Consider the following 16,879-nt stretch of genomic DNA (forward strand, 5'->3'; position numbering starts at 1 on the left):
AAAGATGCTCGCATCCACTGTGCAGTTCTCAAAGAACAATCAGATCCCTCCGCACTACTGCGAACGCCGGCCAAGTCACAATGACCTGGTGGTTCATCCGCGGCAGAGAGCCGATCACTGAAAGACACAAAAGCGTGTTCTCTCAGGACCCAACAGCGTACCGATCTGTTCACCCAGCCCCCTGATGACCTTTCCACGCAGGCGAACCTGCAGTACTCACTCACCCGGCAACCGGACGTCTAGCCAGCCAGCATCCACTAATGAGCCCTACCCCGCTGAACGGGTGCAGGTTCTGACCAGTGCGGAGACGTTTGCTCCGAACACTGGTAGATGCTCCTTAGAAAGGAGGTGATCCAGCCGCACCTTCCGGTACGGCTACCTTGTTACGACTTCGTCCCAATCGCCAGTCCCACCTTCGACCGCTCTCCCCCTTGCGGGTTGAGCCACGGGCTTCGGGTGTTACCGACTTTCGTGACGTGACGGGCGGTGTGTACAAGGCCCGGGAACGTATTCACCGCAGCGTTGCTGATCTGCGATTACTAGCGACTCCGACTTCACGGGGTCGAGTTGCAGACCCCGATCCGAACTGAGACCGGCTTTATGGGATTCGCTCCACCTCACGGCTTAGCAGCCCTTTGTACCGGCCATTGTAGCATGTGTGAAGCCCTGGACATAAGGGGCATGATGACTTGACGTCATCCCCACCTTCCTCCGAGTTGACCCCGGCAGTCTCCCATGAGTCCCCACCATTACGTGCTGGCAACATGGAACGAGGGTTGCGCTCGTTGCGGGACTTAACCCAACATCTCACGACACGAGCTGACGACAGCCATGCACCACCTGTGAACCAGCCACAAGGGAGGCTCTATCTCTAGAGCTTTCTAGTCCATGTCAAGCCCAGGTAAGGTTCTTCGCGTTGCATCGAATTAATCCACATGCTCCGCCGCTTGTGCGGGCCCCCGTCAATTCCTTTGAGTTTTAGCCTTGCGGCCGTACTCCCCAGGCGGGGTGCTTAATGCGTTAGCTGCGGCACAGAGGGCGTGGAAGCCCCCCACACCTAGCACCCACCGTTTACGGCGTGGACTACCAGGGTATCTAATCCTGTTCGCTCCCCACGCTTTCGCTCCTCAGCGTCAGTGTCGGCCCAGAGACCCGCCTTCGCCACCGGTGTTCCTCCTGATATCTGCGCATTTCACCGCTACACCAGGAATTCCAGTCTCCCCTGCCGAACTCAAGTCTGCCCGTATCGACCGCAAGCTTGGAGTTAAGCCCCAAGTTTTCACGGCCGACGCGACAAACCGCCTACGAGCTCTTTACGCCCAATAATTCCGGACAACGCTCGCACCCTACGTATTACCGCGGCTGCTGGCACGTAGTTAGCCGGTGCTTCTTCTGCAGGTACCGTCACTTGCGCTTCGTCCCTGCTGAAAGAGGTTTACAACCCGAAGGCCGTCATCCCTCACGCGGCGTCGCTGCATCAGGCTTTCGCCCATTGTGCAATATTCCCCACTGCTGCCTCCCGTAGGAGTCTGGGCCGTGTCTCAGTCCCAGTGTGGCCGGTCACCCTCTCAGGCCGGCTACCCGTCGTCGCCTTGGTAGGCCATTACCCCACCAACAAGCTGATAGGCCGCGGGTCCATCCCATACCGCCGGAACTTTCCACACCAAACCATGCGGTTCAGTGTCGTATCCGGTATTAGACCTCGTTTCCAAGGCTTATCCCAGAGTACAGGGCAGGTTACCCACGTGTTACTCACCCGTTCGCCGCTCGTGTACCCCGAAGGGCCTTACCGCTCGACTTGCATGTGTTAAGCACGCCGCCAGCGTTCGTCCTGAGCCAGGATCAAACTCTCCAATAAGGATTGTGTTTGATCGCTCCAGACGGAATATGTCTGGCATCAATCTAGTCTTGCCTCAAAGGAACTACCTCGACGAGGAGGTAATTCATATATTACTGGCTGTGTTTCGGCACGCTGTTGAGTTCTCAAAGAACACGCGCTCACCGCAGCTAGTCTCCGAGGAGAGTCGCTTCCGGGGCTGTGTCGTACATAAGCTTGTGTATGAAACTTCCGACGCCCTTGGCCTCTGAGCTCAGAAGAGCTACCGGCTGGGTCTTCGTCGTTTCTAGATCACCCACTCTACCACAGTCCGTGGAAGCTTGGTTCGTGATCCGTGTCGCGCTCCGTTCCGGTGTTCCCGGCCCGTTCCTCGCTGACATGGAGAAAGTTACACGCACGCCAACGCAGGGTCAAATCGGGGGCATCGCGGTCACCCGCGGTTTAGAAACCGCAGGTCAACAGCCCCGTACAGGACCCACGAACAAGCTATCGCAGCCCAATCCCGTACACACTGTGACCGCGATCACACACAGAAACACCGAAGGCCGCCGGCCCCAGACGGGACCGACGGCCTTCAGCGATCTGAACGTGCAGGTCAGAGCTCTACGTGCACGCTCGCGTTGTTCCTCTTGCCGCGACGGAGCACCAGCCACTTGCCGTGGAGCAGGTCCGACGACGCCGGCTTCCACTCCTCGTCGGTCACCTTCGCGTTGTTCACGTAGGCACCGCCCTCGTTGACCGTCCTGCGCGCGGCACCCCGGCTGTCCGCCAAGCCCGACGCGATCAGCAGGTCGACGATCGTGGGTTCGTCCGCCAGCCGCACCTGCCCCTTGGGAGCCTCGGACAGCGCCGCTTCCAGCACCGACGCGTCGAGGTCGCGGAGCTCGCCCCGGCCGAACAGCGCCGACGACGCGAGGATGACCTGCTGCGTCGCGCGCTCGCCGTGGACCAGGTCGGTGAACTCCTGCGCGAGACGCTTCTGCGCGGCGCGCTGGTGCGGCGCCTCCGCGGTCTGCTTCTCGAGCTCGTCCAGCTCCTCACGCGTGAGGAACGTGAACAGGCGCAGGTAGTTCAGGACCGTGACGTCGTCGACGTTCACGAAGTACTGGTACCAGGCGTACGGCGACGTCATCTCCGGGTCGAGCCACACGCGCCCGCCACCGGTGGACTTCCCGAACTTGCGGCCCTCGGCGTCGGTGACGAGCGGCGCCGTCAGCGCGTGCACCTGCTTGCCCTCGACCCTGCGCACCAGGTCGACACCGCTGACGATGTTGCCCCACTGGTCGGAGCCGCCGATCTGCAGCGCGGTGCCGTGCTTGCGGTGCAGTTCCAGGTAGTCGTTCGACTGCAGCAACACGTAGCTGAACTCCGTGTACGACATGCCGTCGGACTCAAGGCGCCGCTTCACGGTCTCCCGCGACAGCATCACGTTGACCGAGAAGTGCTTGCCGACGTCGCGCAGGAACTCCAGCGCGCTGACCTGGCCGGTCCAGCTGAGGTTGTTCTCGACGATCGCGCCCGTGGGCGAGTCGTCGAAGTGCACGAACCTCTCCAGCTGGCCGCGGATGCGGTCGGACCACTCGGCGACCGTGTCCAGCGAGTTCATCGTGCGCTCACCGGTGTCGCGCGGGTCGCCGATCATGCCCGTCGCCCCGCCGGCCAGCACGATCGGCCGGTGCCCCGCCATCTGGAAGCGCTTGAGCATGAGCAGCGGGACCAGGTTGCCGGCGTGCAGCGACGGCGCCGTCGGGTCGAAACCGCAATAGAGCGTGAGCGGGCCGGCGTCCAGGTCCTTCCGGAGTGCGTCGAGGTCGGTGGACGTCGCGATCAGGCCGCGCCAGGACAGTTCGTCAAGGATGTGCTCGCTCACGACGCTGATTCTCCCCTACCTGCCAAAACGAATTCGAGGTGCCTACCTGAGCGCTTGGAGGACGTGACCGAGCAGCAGCGCGGTGCGCGCTTCGCCATGGCGGTGGCCGGTGGCCTGGTGCAACGCGAGCGCGCGTTCGCCACATGCGAGCGCCTGGGACAGGTCGCCATTGGTGAGGTGGACGTCGAGCAGGACGCTGAGTACCTCCGCCGCGGCGATGCGGAACCCGACCCGGTCGGCCTCGGCGAGCGCGTGTTCGGCCAGGATCCGCGCGTGGTCGTGCTCGCCCAGCCGCAGGTGACAGGCGGCCAGACCGGACAGGGCGACGACTTCGGCATAACCGGTGTTCGCGTCGCGTGCGAGCCGCAGTGCGCGGTCGTGGTCGGCGCGAGCCTCCTCTGCTCGACCGAGGCGCAGGCGGATCCGGCCGAGGGTGTTGAGCGCGTTGGTCTGCACCGGGAGGTGACCGGTGACGGTTGCCAGCTCCACCGCCTCGATGGCGCCGGCCAGAGCACGGCCGTGTTCGCCCTGGTCCAGCCGGATCTCGGCAAGAACGCGCAACGACTCCGCCTCGGCGCCGCGGTCACCGATCTCGCGGTGCAGGGCCAGTGCTCGGCTGACGTGGTCGGACGCGGCGTCCAACCGGCCGAGCAGGTGGTAGGTCTCGCCGAGGTTCGCGAGGTTCACCGCCTCCTTGCCGCGGGATCCGAGCCGGCGGTGCAGTTCGAGCGCGCGTGTGTGGTGCTCGGCGGCACGGTCGAGGTCGCCCTGCAGCTGGCAGACGAGGCCGAGGTTGCCGAGTGTGTTCGCCTCCCCCGCCAGGCGTCCGGTCCGGATCGCCACTTCGAGGCTCTGCCGGTAGTGCTCGGCGGCCGCGGGCAGCTCGCCAAGCCAGAAGTACGCGGTGCCCAGGTTGCTGAGCGCGGCGTTCGCGCCGTCGAGCCATCCGCCGGACCGTGCCAGCGCGGCGGCCCTGGTGTAGTGCTCGATCGCGACCCGGTAGCGGCCGTGCAGCCGGTGGAGGTCGGCGAGGCTGAGCTCCGCGGCGGCCAGGCCGGCCTCCTCACCGGCCGAGGTGGCGGCCGTCAGCGCCGCCGTGGCGATGGCCAGCCATTCGACCGTGCACATCCGCAGCCAGCAGTAGCCGCGCAGCGAGTCGGCGAGCAGCCAGACGACCGGTGCCGGCCCCTGTTCGGCCGCCAGCCGTGCGGCGGCGACGAGGTTGGGGAGCTCGGCGTCAAGCCACGCCAGTGCCTCTGCCGGTGTGCCGAAGGCCTGTGCCGCAGAGGAAACCGGCAATCGGACCTGCTGGGGGAAGAGCGTGCGGGCGCCTGCGTCGACACCGCGGAGGTACCAGTCGAGCAGCCGGCCGGTGGCCTCCTCCCGTTCGGCGTCGTTCTCCTCCCGCTCGGCCGCGTACAGCCGGAGCAGGTCGTGGAAGGCGTAACGGCCCGGCGCCGGTCGGAGGAGCAGGTGCGCGTCGGCGAGCAGTGCCAGCATCGGTCCGGCGTCGGCGCCGATCAGCGCGGTGGCGGCGGAGACTCCGCAGTCAGGTCCCGGGACGAGGCCGAGCAGCCGGAACAACCTGGCGGGTGCCGGTGGCAGGGCCGCGTAGGAGTGGCCGAACGCGACCCGCACGGCCGTCTCGTCGTCGCCGACGACCGAGAGGCGATCGAGCCGGTCGTCCGCCGCAAGTTCGGTGACGTGGTCCTGGACGGTCCGTTCGGGACGCAGGGTCAGGTTGGCGGCCGCGATCCGCAGTGCGAGCGGCAGGAACCCGCACAGCCGGGCGAGTTCCGCCGTCGCTTCGGGGCCGGCCTCGACGCGTGCGGTGTCCAGTGTCCTGGCGAGCAGCGCGTGCGCCTCCGCAGGAGTGAGCACACCGAGGGCGAAGTGGGCCGCTCCGTCACGGGCGACCAGACCACCGAGGCCGTGTCTGCTGGTCACGACCACCGCGGAGGCGGGACTGCCGGGCAGCAACGGACGTACCTGCTCGACGTCGCGCGCGTCGTCGAGCAGCACCAGCATCCGTCGGTCGGCGAGCAACGTCCGGTAGAGGTCGGCGGCACGGTCGACGTCCGGTGGAATCTGCGCGGCCGGGACTCCCAGCGCCGCCAGGAACCCGGACAACGCCTCGATCGGCGGCATCGGTGAGGTGGGCGCGTGTCCACGCAGGTTCACGTACAGTTGGCCGCCTCCGAACCGGTCACGCACGCGGTGCGCCCAGTGCACGGCGAGCGCGGTCTTGCCGACCCCTGCCGCTCCGGCGATCACCGCGATGGCCGTCGAAGTGCCGCTGAGAAGTGCGTCGAGCCGGTCCAGATCGCCGGCACGTCCGGTGAAGGCCGAGATCGCCGCGGGCAGCTGCGCGGGAACTGCGGCCCGCGGCACGGGCTCGGCGGAGCGACCCCAGTACGCGCCGAGGGCGTCGCCGCCGGCGAGCACGGCCTGTTCCACCTTCCTCGGCACCGAGCTCGGTTCGATCCCGAGCTCCTCGACCAGCGTGGCCCGCAGCCGCCGGAACGCGGCGAGCGCGTCGCTCTGCCTGCCCGCGCCGTACAGCGACAGCATCAGCTGGGCCCACAACCGTTCGCGCAGTGGATGTTCCCGCACCAGCACGGCCAGCTCGGCGGCGAGATCGGCGAACCTCCCCAGCCGCAGATCGAGGTCGATCCGGCGCTCCAGCACCGCGAGCCGCCGTTCGTCGAGCCTGGCCGCGGCAGGCCGGCAGGCGTCGAGTGCGATGTCGTGCAAGGCGGGTCCACGCCACAGGTCGAGTGCCTCCCGCAGCGAGCCGGTGGCGGTGAGCTCCTCGAAGCGATCGGCGTCCAGCTCACCAGCGCCGACCCGCAGCAGGTAGCCGGGCGGCCGGGTCACCAGCCGGTCGGCGGGCAACACCCGCCGCAACCCCGCGACGCAGCCGTGCAACAGGCTCCTCGCGCTGGCCGGCGCGTCTCTCCACAGGTCCGTCACCAGCTGGTCCCGTGACACCACCTGATTCGCCTCGACCAGCAGCAACGCGAGCAGTCCCCGTTGCTGTGGCCCGCCGAGCGCGACAGGCCGGCCGCCGGCCAGCACCTCCAGCGGTCCGAGGATCCTGAACTCGACGGGCACGGCGGACCTCCACGGGGTTGGAGAACACCCTGTGTAGACCCGCCGCGCTCAGTCGCGATACGTCAGAACTCGCAATCCTCGGCGTCACCGGGGTCTACGGTGCAGAGGTCACCGCCGAGCCCACCGATGACGGTGTCGTTGCCGGAGATCCCGTCGACGGCGCGGATGATGTCCGCCGACTGCCCGCCTCGCAGCACGTTCGCGCTGTTGTTGCCGATGATGATGTTGGCGCCGACAGCACCGTTGACGTTCTCGACGTCGATCCGGTTGTTGTCGCCCTCGCCTTGTTCGCCGTCGTTGGCGACGCTGTCCAGGCTCACCGTCAACGTCCGGCCGGCGCCGAACTGGCGGGCGCTGTAGTTCGCGGTGTCGATGCCCGCGCCACCGTCGAAGGTGTCCGCGCCGTCCAGCGACACCAGTGAGCCGGAGCTGTCGTTGCCGTCGCCACCGATCGCGGCGTCGTTGCCGAGACCGCCGATCAGCTCGTCGTTGCCCGCCTCGCCGAACAGGAAGTCGACGCCCGCCTCACCGGTGATGAGGTCGTCGCCACCACCGCCGAACAACGTGTCGTCACCGCTGCCACCGGACAACCGGTCGTTGCCGTTGTCGCCGCTGAGGTGGTCGCTGAACGGGCCACCGAAGAGCGTGTCGTCGCCGTCGCCGCCGAACAACGCCCCGCTGCCACCGACGACCAGTCTGAGGAAGTCGTCACCGGCACCGCCCGCGAGGTTGGTCTTCGCGGTGAGCGTGTCGTTGCCGGGACCGCCGTCCACGTTCGTCTGGCCTGGGCCCGCGCTCAGGTCGATCACGTCGTCGCCCGAGCCACCCACGATCCGCGTGGTGTCGGAGGAGATGTTGTCGCCCTCTCCCGCCGCGCCGTCGTTGGCGTTGTCGTCGAGCGTGACCGTGACCGGCGTCGTCCTGCCGCTGTAGAGGACGGTGTCGATCCCGTTGAACGGATTGCCGGAGCTCCCGATGAACGTGTCCGCGCCGTCCGCGGTGGCCTCGGAGACCATCGTGTCGTCGCCGTCGCCGCCGACGAACAGGTCGTCCCCAGCGCCGAGGCACACGGTGTCGTTGCCACCCTGCCCCACGACGACGTCGTTGCCCCCACCGGCGAAGATGACGTCGTTGCCCGCGGTGCCGATGATCGAGTTGTTGCCGTCGTCGCCGGATCTGGTCACGGGCAGCCCGTTGCAGGTCACCGCCGCGTGGGCGGGCACAGCCGGGATCAGCAGCGCGCCGACGAGCCCCGCGGCGACCAGGAATGTCCTTCGCATCAATGTTCCTCCCCTTGTCGTGGGGCGGACGTTGCCTCAGCGGGATGGGCAACTTCTGGGCATCCGCTGGGAGAACGGGTTTCGAACTGCTACCCGCGCGGGTAGGCCATCGGCATGACGGACCCACGTGATGCGGAGTTACGCCGGCCTACCGAGCACATGCCGCGCGTGAACGAACCAGTTGTTGAGGAGCACGTCGTCGAGCGGGACGACGACTACCGCAGGGTACGGACGGTGCGGACCGTCTGTGCGGTCATCGATGTCGTGTGCTGGACGTTCGCCATCGTGCTGTTGGTGCACATCTTCCTCGTGATCGCGGGTGCGAACGCCAGCAACGGGTTCTTCCAGTTCGTCGCGGGCTGGGCGGACGGGATCACCCTGGGCCTGGACGGTCTGTTCACGCCGGACAACGCGTCCGTGGCCACCCTGCTCAACGAGGGCCTGGCCGCTATCTTGTGGCTGGTCATCGGCGGTCTGCTGACCGCGCTGATCACCCGTGTCGCGCTTCCGGTAGGACATCGGCGCGCCTGGTATCGCAGGACCGTGCGCTCCTAGAAGAATGGCGGGGTGGACGAGTACGAGTTCGACGTCGCCCTGTCCTATGCGGGGGAGGACCAGGACCTGGTCCTCCCCGTCTTCGAGCGGCTGAAGGCCGCCGGGGTCGAGGTCTTCCACGACAGGGACCACGAGGCCGAGCAGTGGGGCCTCGACCTGGTCGAGTACTTCTCCGAGGCCTTCAGCAAGCGCGCAAGGTACGTGCTGCTCTTCGGTTCGACGCACTACAACCACAAGTGGGCCCGGCTGCAGTACCGAACGGCGCTCGGGCGCGCGCTGGAGCAGCACACCGAGTACGTGCTGCCGATCCGCATCGATGACACCGAGATCCCCGGCCTCTCGCAGAACGTCGGCTATCTGGACCTGCGCGTGCACGACGCCGAGACTGTCGCGAACGCCGTCGTGCAGAAGCTGGCGCAGCACCGTGCGGAGTTCACCGTCCAAGCACCGCTCACGCCCAAAACGGTGAGCGCGCTCGCACGGGAGAAACCGCAGGGGTGGGAGTACCTGCTCTACGTGACCGTTGTGGCGCAGGGACTCACCGAGCTGGAACCCAAGTACTGGGAGCACTTCCTCGGGTACGCGCCGCGCAACGGGACCGTCGAGCAGGGCAGCGGCATCGCGTTGATCCGCGACCGCAACGTGGTGCTGAGCGAGATCATCAAGGTCGCGGTCGAGGCGGTGTTCACCGCCGAGACGCAGGAGGCCGCGTTCGGACGGCCGGGAACGCCGGGGCACGCGGACCGGATCGTGCACCTCGGTGGGCTGTTCGTGCGGACGTTCGACGAGATCCTGGAGTGGGCGCGGGAGATCCGCGGGACCAGCTATGCCAACGAGCACGCCCGCGCCGCCGCGTTCGTGCAGGCGCAGTTCGCCGACCAGCAGCTGAAGGCGATGTACACGGTTGCCGAGGAGCTGCGCGACGTGGCGGACACCCTGGTCGAACGGCTGGCCGCCGGTGAGCCGATCAACCTGACCGTGCCCTTGGTGTTCGAGATCGAGCCGGCGCTGGAACTGGAGTTCAAGGCGGCGCTGGACAGGCTGTCGCGATGAGCCGCGAGGAGGAGCCGGAGTACGACTTCGACGTGGCGGCTTCCTACGCCAGCGCGGATCGGGACGTCGTCCTGCCGATCCTGCACAAGCTCGGCGAACTCAACGTGCGGGTGTACGACCGCGAGGACCGGGTGGTCGAGAACTGGGGCAGGAACCTGGTCGAACACCTTCCGCGGATCTACCAGAAACGTGTGCGGCACGGACTCCTGTTCATCTCGGAGAACTACCTCAACGACCTGCTGGCCAAGGTGGAGCGCCAGGCGGCGCAGTCACGGGCGACCGAACTGGACGGCGAGTTCCTGCTGCCGATCAGGCTCGACGGCACGCAGCTGCCCGGGCTCCTGCCGGTCGTGCAGCACCTCGACCTGCACGTGCACGGGGTGGACAAGATCTGCCAGGCCGTCGCGCAGAAGCTGGCCCAGCACCGTTCGGCGTTCACGCACATGACGCCGGTCAACTCGGACAGCTTGTCCGCGCTGCTGAGGGAGAAGCCCCAGGGCTGGAAGTACTTGCTCTACACCGCCGTGGTCTGGCAGGGATGGCTCGGGCTGGAAAGCAAGTACCGGGACCACTTCCGCCCGTACGCACCGGTCAACAACATCGTCGAGCACGGCAACGGCCGGGACGCGATCGACAACCGCAACGTCATCCTGACCGAGCTCATCACGACCACGCGAGAGACCTTCAGCGACGCCGAGCGCAAAGGCGTCTTCAACACCGAGCAGGACGACCCCAACAACATCATCAACTTCGGGGAGACGTTCGTACGGATCTTCAACGACTTCCTGGAGTGGGCCCGGGCCATCCACGGCACGAGCTACGCCAAGGAGGCGACGCGCGAGGCCTCTCGCCTCCAAGCGCGCTTCGCAGACACCCAACTGCAGGCGATGCACGCCTCCGTCCACGAACTGCGCGCCTTGTCCAACACGTTGGTCGAGCGGGTCACCACCGGCGAGGAGATCGACACCAGCCTCGACATGAGAGCGATGGAGACGAGCATGGAGTCCCCGCTGGGGTTCAACATCCCTCCGGAGCTCGCCACGGCGTACCTGGCAGCGCTGGACAAGCTCTCACACTGACACGCGCCCGCTGATCACCTGACGCGACAGCTCCACACCCCGCTCCGCCGCCCACACGAGCGCGCGGGCCAGCGAGGACTCCCCGGTGAGCGAGACAGCAGCGGGAGCCAGCGTGCAGCGCCGCCACTGTTCGGCGTTCAGCACGAGGAAGTCGACCTGGGGCAACGACTCGATGTCCACGTCTGCGCCGGACACGTCGAGCACGCGCAGGTTCGGCAGCGAGGGCAGTTCGACGCGCGCACCGCGGAGCACGAGAGAGGTCAGGGTTTCGCACGCCGGCAGCTCGATCTCGTCGGCGGCCACCTCAAGGCGTTCCAGCGGCAGGTGCGCCAGGGCGCCGAGGTGCACGGAGTCGCCGCCCAGAACGGTGAGCTCGCGCAGTGAGGTCAGGTGGGCGAGCAGGCCGAAGTCGAGGTCACCCGGATTGCGGACGGTGAGGTTCTGGCTGGTCGGCGGCAGCGCGGCCACTCCGGCGGGTCCGAGGTCGGCCGCGTTGAAGTGGTGTTCCAGTCCTTCGTAGTCGGGGCTTTCCGGTGACTGCGCCCAGGCCGTCGCGGAGTCCGCCAGGTACGACAGCGGCGCTTCGCCCGCGAGCTGGATCATCTGTCCCACGCGGCCGTTGGGGCCGGGGGCCAGGTCCACGCACAGGTTGTCGCCCCAGCTGTTGGACGCGATGGGCACCCACAGCGGATGGAAGCTCACCATCCGCACGGCGCCAGGAGGCCCTACGTACAGGACGGGCTTTGCCCAGTCGTGCGGGTCTTCGTCCGCCATCCTCGTGTAGAGGCTCCACGTCAGGACGATCTCGTCTGGCGGGTACAGCACGATGTCGTCGTCTATCTCCGCGCCGCGCGCGTACAGCTCGTGCACCTCCGCGGGCAGTGGTGCGCCGATCACGGCTTCCACGTCGGCCAACGTCGCCGCCGGGGGCACGTCGGGGCGTTTCGGCCGCTTCCTCACCACGGTGTACGTCGGCGGGAGCGTGGACGTGGCCTGGAGGATGTGTTCGGTGACGAGGGCGTCGAAGGTGCCGTCCGCGCGCACCCGCATCTCGAACACGACGGGACGGTCCAGGCCTACCGCGAACAGCTTCTCCAGGTGCCCGAAGAGGTACTCGTCCTGTTCGGACGGTCCGGACGTGAGCCGGTAGGTGCCGCCGCCCCCGCTGCAGGACGCCCTGAGCGTGAGGTGGTCGAACCCCGGCTCGACGACGGTGACGATCTCCTGGGCGACCTCGGTGAGCTCGGCCTGCACGTGGTCCCCCAAAGCTCGCCCAGAAAGTGGTCAGATCTTAGTTCGCCGCTTTCCGCCGCGTTTGTAGGTCGACACGGCCGGAGAGTCGATCCAGAACCGCCACGGCACGTCCATCGCCACGGCGACACCGACGCGCGGGCCGGCGAACACCTCGGTGGCCGGTTCGCCCGCGTACAGGCGCACGGGTGAGTCAGCGGACGTCAGGTCGACGCCGTTCTGCGAGCGGTCCAGCCCGAGGACCTTGCACAGCCGTGCGGGTCCCTTGGCCAGTTCGGCGGCGGAACGCGAGGCCGGGCGACGAGAGAACGCGATGTCCTCACCATCTACGACTTCGCCCGCGCGCAACAGAACCGCACCGGGAACGCCGTCGATCAGCGTCACGACGTTGGCGCAGAAGTGCATGCCGTAGACGAAGTAGACGTACAGGAAACCGGCCGGGCCGAACATGACCTCGTTGCGCGGGGTCATGCCTCGGTAGCAGTGGGACGCCGGGTCGTCGCCGCCCCGATAGGCCTCCACCTCGACGATGCGCACGCGCACACCGCCTGCCTCCAGGAACGAACCGAGGAGGAGCCGGGACGCATCGACCGGGTCGATGGCCAGCTCCTCCCTGGTCAGCAGCCTAGAACTCACGCGCTGAGGCAGCCTTCGCCACGAGTGCGTCGAGCTGTTCGCGGACGCGGACGGGCGCGGTGCCGCCGTGGGCGTCACGCGAGGCGATCGAGCCCTCGACGGTCAGCACCGAACGCACCTCGGAGGTCAGCGCGGGCGAGATGGCGAGGAACTCCTCGTCGGTCAGGTCCTCCAGGCCGACGCCGCGGGACTCGGCCGCGCGGACGCACGCACCGGCGGCCTCGTGGGCCACGCGGAACGGAACGCCTTGGCGCACAAGCCATTCCGCGATGTCGGTGGCGAGCGTGAAGCCGGCCGGGGCGAGCGAGGCCATCCGCTCGACGTCGAACTTCAACGTCGCCACCATGCCCGCGAACGCCGGCAGCAGGAGTTCCAGCTGCTCGACCGAGTCGAACAGCGGCTCCTTGTCCTCCTGCAGGTCGCGGTTGTACGCCAGCGGCTGGGCCTTCAGCGTCGCGAGGAGCCCGGCCAGGTTGCCGATCAGGCGGCCCGACTTGCCGCGCGCGAGCTCGGCGACGTCCGGGTTCTTCTTCTGCGGCATGATCGAGCTGCCGGTGGACCACGCGTCGTCGAGCACCGCGAAGCGGAACTCGGCGGTGGTCCAGATGATGATCTCCTCGGCCACGCGGGAGAGGTTCACGCTGATCATGGCCAGCACGAACGCGATCTCGGCGGCGAAGTCGCGGGAGGCGGTGCCGTCGATGGAGTTCTCGACCGGGGCGTAGAAGCCCAGGTCGGCGGCGACCTTGGCGGGGTCGAGACCGAGCGAGGAACCCGCGAGAGCGCCAGAGCCGTACGGGGAGAACGCGGCGCGCTTGTCCCAGTCGTGCAGGCGGTCGACGTCGCGCAGCAGCGAGTGCGCGTGTGCCAGCAGGTGGTGCGAGAGCAGCACGGGCTGGGCGGACTGCAGGTGCGTGCGGCCCGGCATGACGGCACCGAAGTGCGTCTCGGACTGAGCGGCCAGCGCGTCCACCACGTCCAGCACACCGGCGGCGACACGGCGGGCCGCGTCGCGCAGCCACATGCGGAACAGCGTGGCGACCTGGTCGTTGCGGGAACGGCCGGCGCGCAGCTTGCCGCCCAGCTCGGTGCCGGCGCGGTCGATCAGGCCTCGCTCGAGCGCCGTGTGGACGTCCTCGTCCTCCAGCACCGGGGTGAAGGCGCCGGACTCGACGTCGGCGAGCAGCTCGTCGAGCGCCTTCTGCATGCCGGCGAGTTCGTCGTCCGACAAGAGCCCGGCCGCGTGCAGCACACGGGCGTGCGCGCGCGAACCGGCGATGTCGTACGGCGCGAGCCGCCAGTCGAAGTGCGTCGACAGCGACAGCCGTGCCATCGCCTCGGCCGGTCCCGACTCGAACCGGCCACCCCACAAAGAACTCATCACACGCAACTTTCAGCTAGCGAAGTCGTAAAGCGATTCTTCCGAACGGGCCACCAGCCCGACCACGCGCCCCTCGTACAGCGCGACGTCGACCTCGCCGAAACCCGACGGCAAAGCCATCCGCGCGACGCGCACCGCGACCGATCCCAGACTGGACCGCACGACGCCGCCGCGGAAGTTGAGCTCGCGGACGGCCTCGGCGACGGAGACGGTCTCGCCGTCCACCGCCACCACGACACCCGCATCGAACGTCAGCACGGCGTGCACTGGCTCATTCATCGACGGAACCCGAGGCCAGCGCCGTGATCCGGTCGGCGAGCTCGGCGCCGGTCATCGGTTCGCGGGCCACGACCAGGATCGTGTCGTCCCCCGCGATCGTGCCGACGACCTCGTGCAACGCCGCCCGGTCCAGCGCGGACGCCAGGAACTGCGCGGCACCGGGAGGGGTCCGCAGCACCGCGAGGTTGCCGGAGAAGTCCGTCGACACCAGCAGCTCGCCCAGCACGCGGACCAGGCGCGTGGTCCCGCCCTGGACGCCGCGCACGGGGCTGCCGTCCTCGGGGATCACGTAGACCGGCGCACCGCCGTCAGGGCCGCGCAGCTTGACCGCGCCCAGTTCGTCGAGGTCGCGCGACAACGTGGCCTGCGTGACGTCGATGCCTTCCGACGCCAGCAGTTTCGCGAGCTCGGACTGGCTGCGCACGGCTCGTTGCGACACCATCTCGACGATGCGGCCCTGACGGGCGGTGCGGGTCATGACGACTGCTCCAGCAACCACACGAGCAACGCCTTCTGCGCGTGCAGCCGGTTCTCGGCCTCCTGCCACACCAGCGACTGCGGGCCGTCGAGCACCTCGTCGGTGATCTCCCAGCCGCGGTGCGCCGGCAGGCAGTGCAGCACCGTCGAATCCGGTTTCCCGGTGGCGGCCAGCAGGTCCGCGTTCACCTGGTACGGGCGGAACGGGCCGACGCGGTCCTTGCCGTCGTTCTCCTGCCCCATCGACGTCCAGGTGTCGGTGACCAGCACGTCGGAGCCGTCGACCGACTCGCGCGGGTCGCTGATCAACGCCACCGAACCGCCGGTCTCGGCGGCGCGCTTCTTGGCGTCCTCCAGGAACTGCGGGTTCGGCACGAAGCCCGCTGGCGCGCCGATGCGGACGTGCATACCGGCCGTGGCACCGCCGAGCATCAGCGAGTGCGCCATGTTGTTGGCACCGTCGCCCAGGTACGTCAGCGTCAGACCGGCCAGCTTGCCGTACCGGCGGCGGATCGTCTGCAGGTCCGCGAGCACCTGGCACGGGTGGAACTCGTCGGTCAGCGCGTTCACCACGGGAATGCGCGACACGGACGCCATGGCCTCCATGCGCGCCTGGGCGAACGTCCGCCACACCACGGCGTCGACGTACCCGGACAGGATCCGCGAGGTGTCCTCGATGGTCTCCTCGCGGCCCAGCTGCATCGACCGGCCGTCGATGATCACCGGGTTGCCGCCGAGCTGCGCGATGCCGACCTCGAACGAGAGCCGGGTGCGCGTGGAGTTCTTCTCGAAGATCACCGCGACGGACTTGGGGCCCGCCAGCGGTTTCGCGGTGAACCTGTCCGCCTTGTAGGTGTCCGCGAGGTCGAGGACCGCCGCCTGCTCGGAGGTGGACAGGTCGTCGTCGCGAAGGAAGTGCCGCAAAGTCACTGCTGCTCCTCGAAGAAGGTGGGAAGCGCGGCGACGAAGGCCTGCGCGTCGGACTCTTCCAGAACCAGGGGCGGTGCGAGGCGCAGCACGTCGGGCTGGATCGGGTTGATCAGGTAACCGGCCTTCTGCGCGGCCGCCGCGGCCTTCGCCGAGACCGCCTCGCGCAGCGTGATGCCGAGCAGCAGGCCGGCTCCCCGCACTCCGGAGATCGCGGGGTGGTGCAACGCCTCCACCCCGGCGGCGATCTCCTTGCCCACGGACGAGACGTGCTCCAGCAGGCCCTCCGAGGCGATCGTGTCGAGCACCGCGAGTCCGGCGGCGCAGCACACCGGGTTGCCGCCGTAGGTCGTGCCGTGGTGGCCGGGCTTGAACAGCTCCGCCGCCGCGCCGAAACCGATCGTGGCGCCCAGCGGCAGGCCGCCGCCGATGCCCTTGGCCAGCGTCATGACGTCCGGCACGATGCCGGCCTGCTGGAAGGCGAACCACGTGCCGAGGCGGCCGATGCCGGTCTGCACCTCGTCGAGGATGAACAGCGCCCCGTGCTCGGCGGTGATCCGGCGGACCTCCTGCAGGTACCCGGCGGGCGGCACCATCACGCCCTGCTCACCCTGGATCGGTTCGACGATGAACGCCGCCGTGTCGTCGTCGATCGCCGCTTCCAACGCCGCCACGTCGCCGAACGGGACGTGCGAGACGCCGGGCACGAGCGGTTCGAACGGCGCGCGCTTGGGCTCCTGGCCGGTGAGCGTCAGCGCGCCCATCGTGCGGCCGTGGAACCCGCCGAGCGTGGAGACGATCTTGGTGCGGCCGGTGAGACGCGCCATCTTGAGCGCGGCCTCGTTGGCCTCGGCACCGGAGTTGCAGAAGAAGACCTTGCCCGGCTCGCCCGCGATGTCCAGCAGGCGTTCGGCGAGCTTCAAGGCGGGCTCGTTGACGTACAGGTTGCCGGTGTGGCCGAGCTTCGCGATCTGCGTGGACACGGCTTCGACGATCGCCGGGTGCGCGTGGCCCAGTGCGTTGACGGCGAGGCCGGTCAGCAGGTCCACGTAACGGTTTCCGTCCGCGTCCCAGACATGCGCACCCTCACCGCGTTCCAGCTGCAACGAAGGTGTGCCGTAGTTGTCCATCATGGACTGT

At 68.0% G+C, this 16,879-nt stretch carries 13 protein-coding genes and 1 rRNA gene; 3 read left to right on the plus strand and 11 right to left on the minus strand.

Annotation, left to right across the window (positions count from 1 at the left end):
• Window positions 1-341: 341 nt before the first annotated feature.
• The 4 genes from ACSHWB_RS02850 to ACSHWB_RS02865 all read right to left on the minus strand — a co-directional run bounded on the left by ACSHWB_RS02850 (window position 342) and on the right by ACSHWB_RS02865 (window position 8,101).
• Window positions 342-1,858 (minus strand): 16S ribosomal RNA (locus ACSHWB_RS02850).
• A 574-nt stretch (window positions 1,859-2,432) separates the two neighbouring features.
• Window positions 2,433-3,707: a tyrosine--tRNA ligase gene (tyrS, locus tag ACSHWB_RS02855; RefSeq protein WP_439660529.1), complete on the minus strand. Its 1,275-nt coding sequence runs from the start codon at window positions 3,705-3,707 to the stop codon at window positions 2,433-2,435.
• Window positions 3,708-3,749: 42 nt separating this feature from the next.
• Entirely contained in the window at window positions 3,750-6,821 is a 3,072-nt protein-coding gene (locus ACSHWB_RS02860; protein ID WP_439660530.1) for a tetratricopeptide repeat protein, read from the minus strand.
• Between the two features lie 62 nt (window positions 6,822-6,883).
• On the minus strand, window positions 6,884-8,101 hold the full coding sequence (locus tag ACSHWB_RS02865) for a calcium-binding protein (RefSeq protein WP_439660531.1): 1,218 nt from the start codon (window positions 8,099-8,101) through the stop codon (window positions 6,884-6,886).
• A 159-nt stretch (window positions 8,102-8,260) separates the two neighbouring features.
• Here ACSHWB_RS02865 and ACSHWB_RS02870 point away from each other — a divergent pair, with 159 nt between their 5' ends.
• From ACSHWB_RS02870 to ACSHWB_RS02880, 3 genes are read left to right on the plus strand one after another with little or no spacing between them, the layout of a single operon-like run.
• Complete coding sequence (locus ACSHWB_RS02870; RefSeq protein WP_439664503.1) at window positions 8,261-8,656, plus strand: hypothetical protein; 396 nt, start codon at window positions 8,261-8,263, stop codon at window positions 8,654-8,656.
• Between the two features lie 12 nt (window positions 8,657-8,668).
• Window positions 8,669-9,709 (plus strand): toll/interleukin-1 receptor domain-containing protein, encoded by a 1,041-nt coding sequence (locus ACSHWB_RS02875; RefSeq protein ID WP_439660532.1) that lies wholly within the window; start codon window positions 8,669-8,671, stop codon window positions 9,707-9,709.
• On the plus strand, window positions 9,706-10,788 hold the full coding sequence (locus ACSHWB_RS02880; protein WP_439660533.1) for a TIR domain-containing protein: 1,083 nt from the start codon (window positions 9,706-9,708) through the stop codon (window positions 10,786-10,788). The genes ACSHWB_RS02875 and ACSHWB_RS02880 overlap by 4 nt, the downstream gene beginning before the upstream one ends.
• On the opposite strand, the gene ACSHWB_RS02885 is transcribed toward ACSHWB_RS02880, so the two are convergent.
• The 7 genes from ACSHWB_RS02885 to ACSHWB_RS02915 are packed head-to-tail and all read right to left on the minus strand — an operon-like array spanning window position 10,780 to window position 16,872.
• Complete coding sequence (locus ACSHWB_RS02885) at window positions 10,780-12,054, minus strand: SMI1/KNR4 family protein (protein WP_439660534.1); 1,275 nt, start codon at window positions 12,052-12,054, stop codon at window positions 10,780-10,782. The genes ACSHWB_RS02880 and ACSHWB_RS02885 overlap by 9 nt on opposite strands.
• A gap of 18 nt (window positions 12,055-12,072) precedes the next feature.
• Entirely contained in the window at window positions 12,073-12,675 is a 603-nt protein-coding gene (locus tag ACSHWB_RS02890) for a DNA-3-methyladenine glycosylase (protein WP_439660535.1), read from the minus strand.
• Window positions 12,665-14,056: an argininosuccinate lyase gene (gene argH / locus ACSHWB_RS02895; protein WP_439660536.1), complete on the minus strand. Its 1,392-nt coding sequence runs from the start codon at window positions 14,054-14,056 to the stop codon at window positions 12,665-12,667. The genes ACSHWB_RS02890 and argH overlap by 11 nt, the downstream gene beginning before the upstream one ends.
• A gap of 12 nt (window positions 14,057-14,068) precedes the next feature.
• Window positions 14,069-14,335, minus strand: coding sequence for an argininosuccinate synthase (locus tag ACSHWB_RS02900; protein ID WP_439660537.1), 267 nt, complete (start codon window positions 14,333-14,335; stop codon window positions 14,069-14,071).
• Entirely contained in the window at window positions 14,328-14,813 is a 486-nt protein-coding gene (locus tag ACSHWB_RS02905; protein ID WP_439660538.1) for an arginine repressor, read from the minus strand. The genes ACSHWB_RS02900 and ACSHWB_RS02905 overlap by 8 nt, the downstream gene beginning before the upstream one ends.
• Window positions 14,810-15,742: an ornithine carbamoyltransferase gene (gene argF, locus ACSHWB_RS02910; protein WP_439660539.1), complete on the minus strand. Its 933-nt coding sequence runs from the start codon at window positions 15,740-15,742 to the stop codon at window positions 14,810-14,812. The genes ACSHWB_RS02905 and argF overlap by 4 nt, the downstream gene beginning before the upstream one ends.
• Window positions 15,739-16,872: an acetylornithine transaminase gene (locus ACSHWB_RS02915; RefSeq protein WP_439660540.1), complete on the minus strand. Its 1,134-nt coding sequence runs from the start codon at window positions 16,870-16,872 to the stop codon at window positions 15,739-15,741. The genes argF and ACSHWB_RS02915 overlap by 4 nt, the downstream gene beginning before the upstream one ends.
• Window positions 16,873-16,879 lie beyond the last annotated feature (7 nt).

This window comes from Lentzea sp. HUAS TT2, from assembly GCF_051853195.1.
In the GTDB taxonomy this organism is placed as follows: Bacteria; Actinomycetota; Actinomycetes; order Mycobacteriales; family Pseudonocardiaceae; genus Lentzea.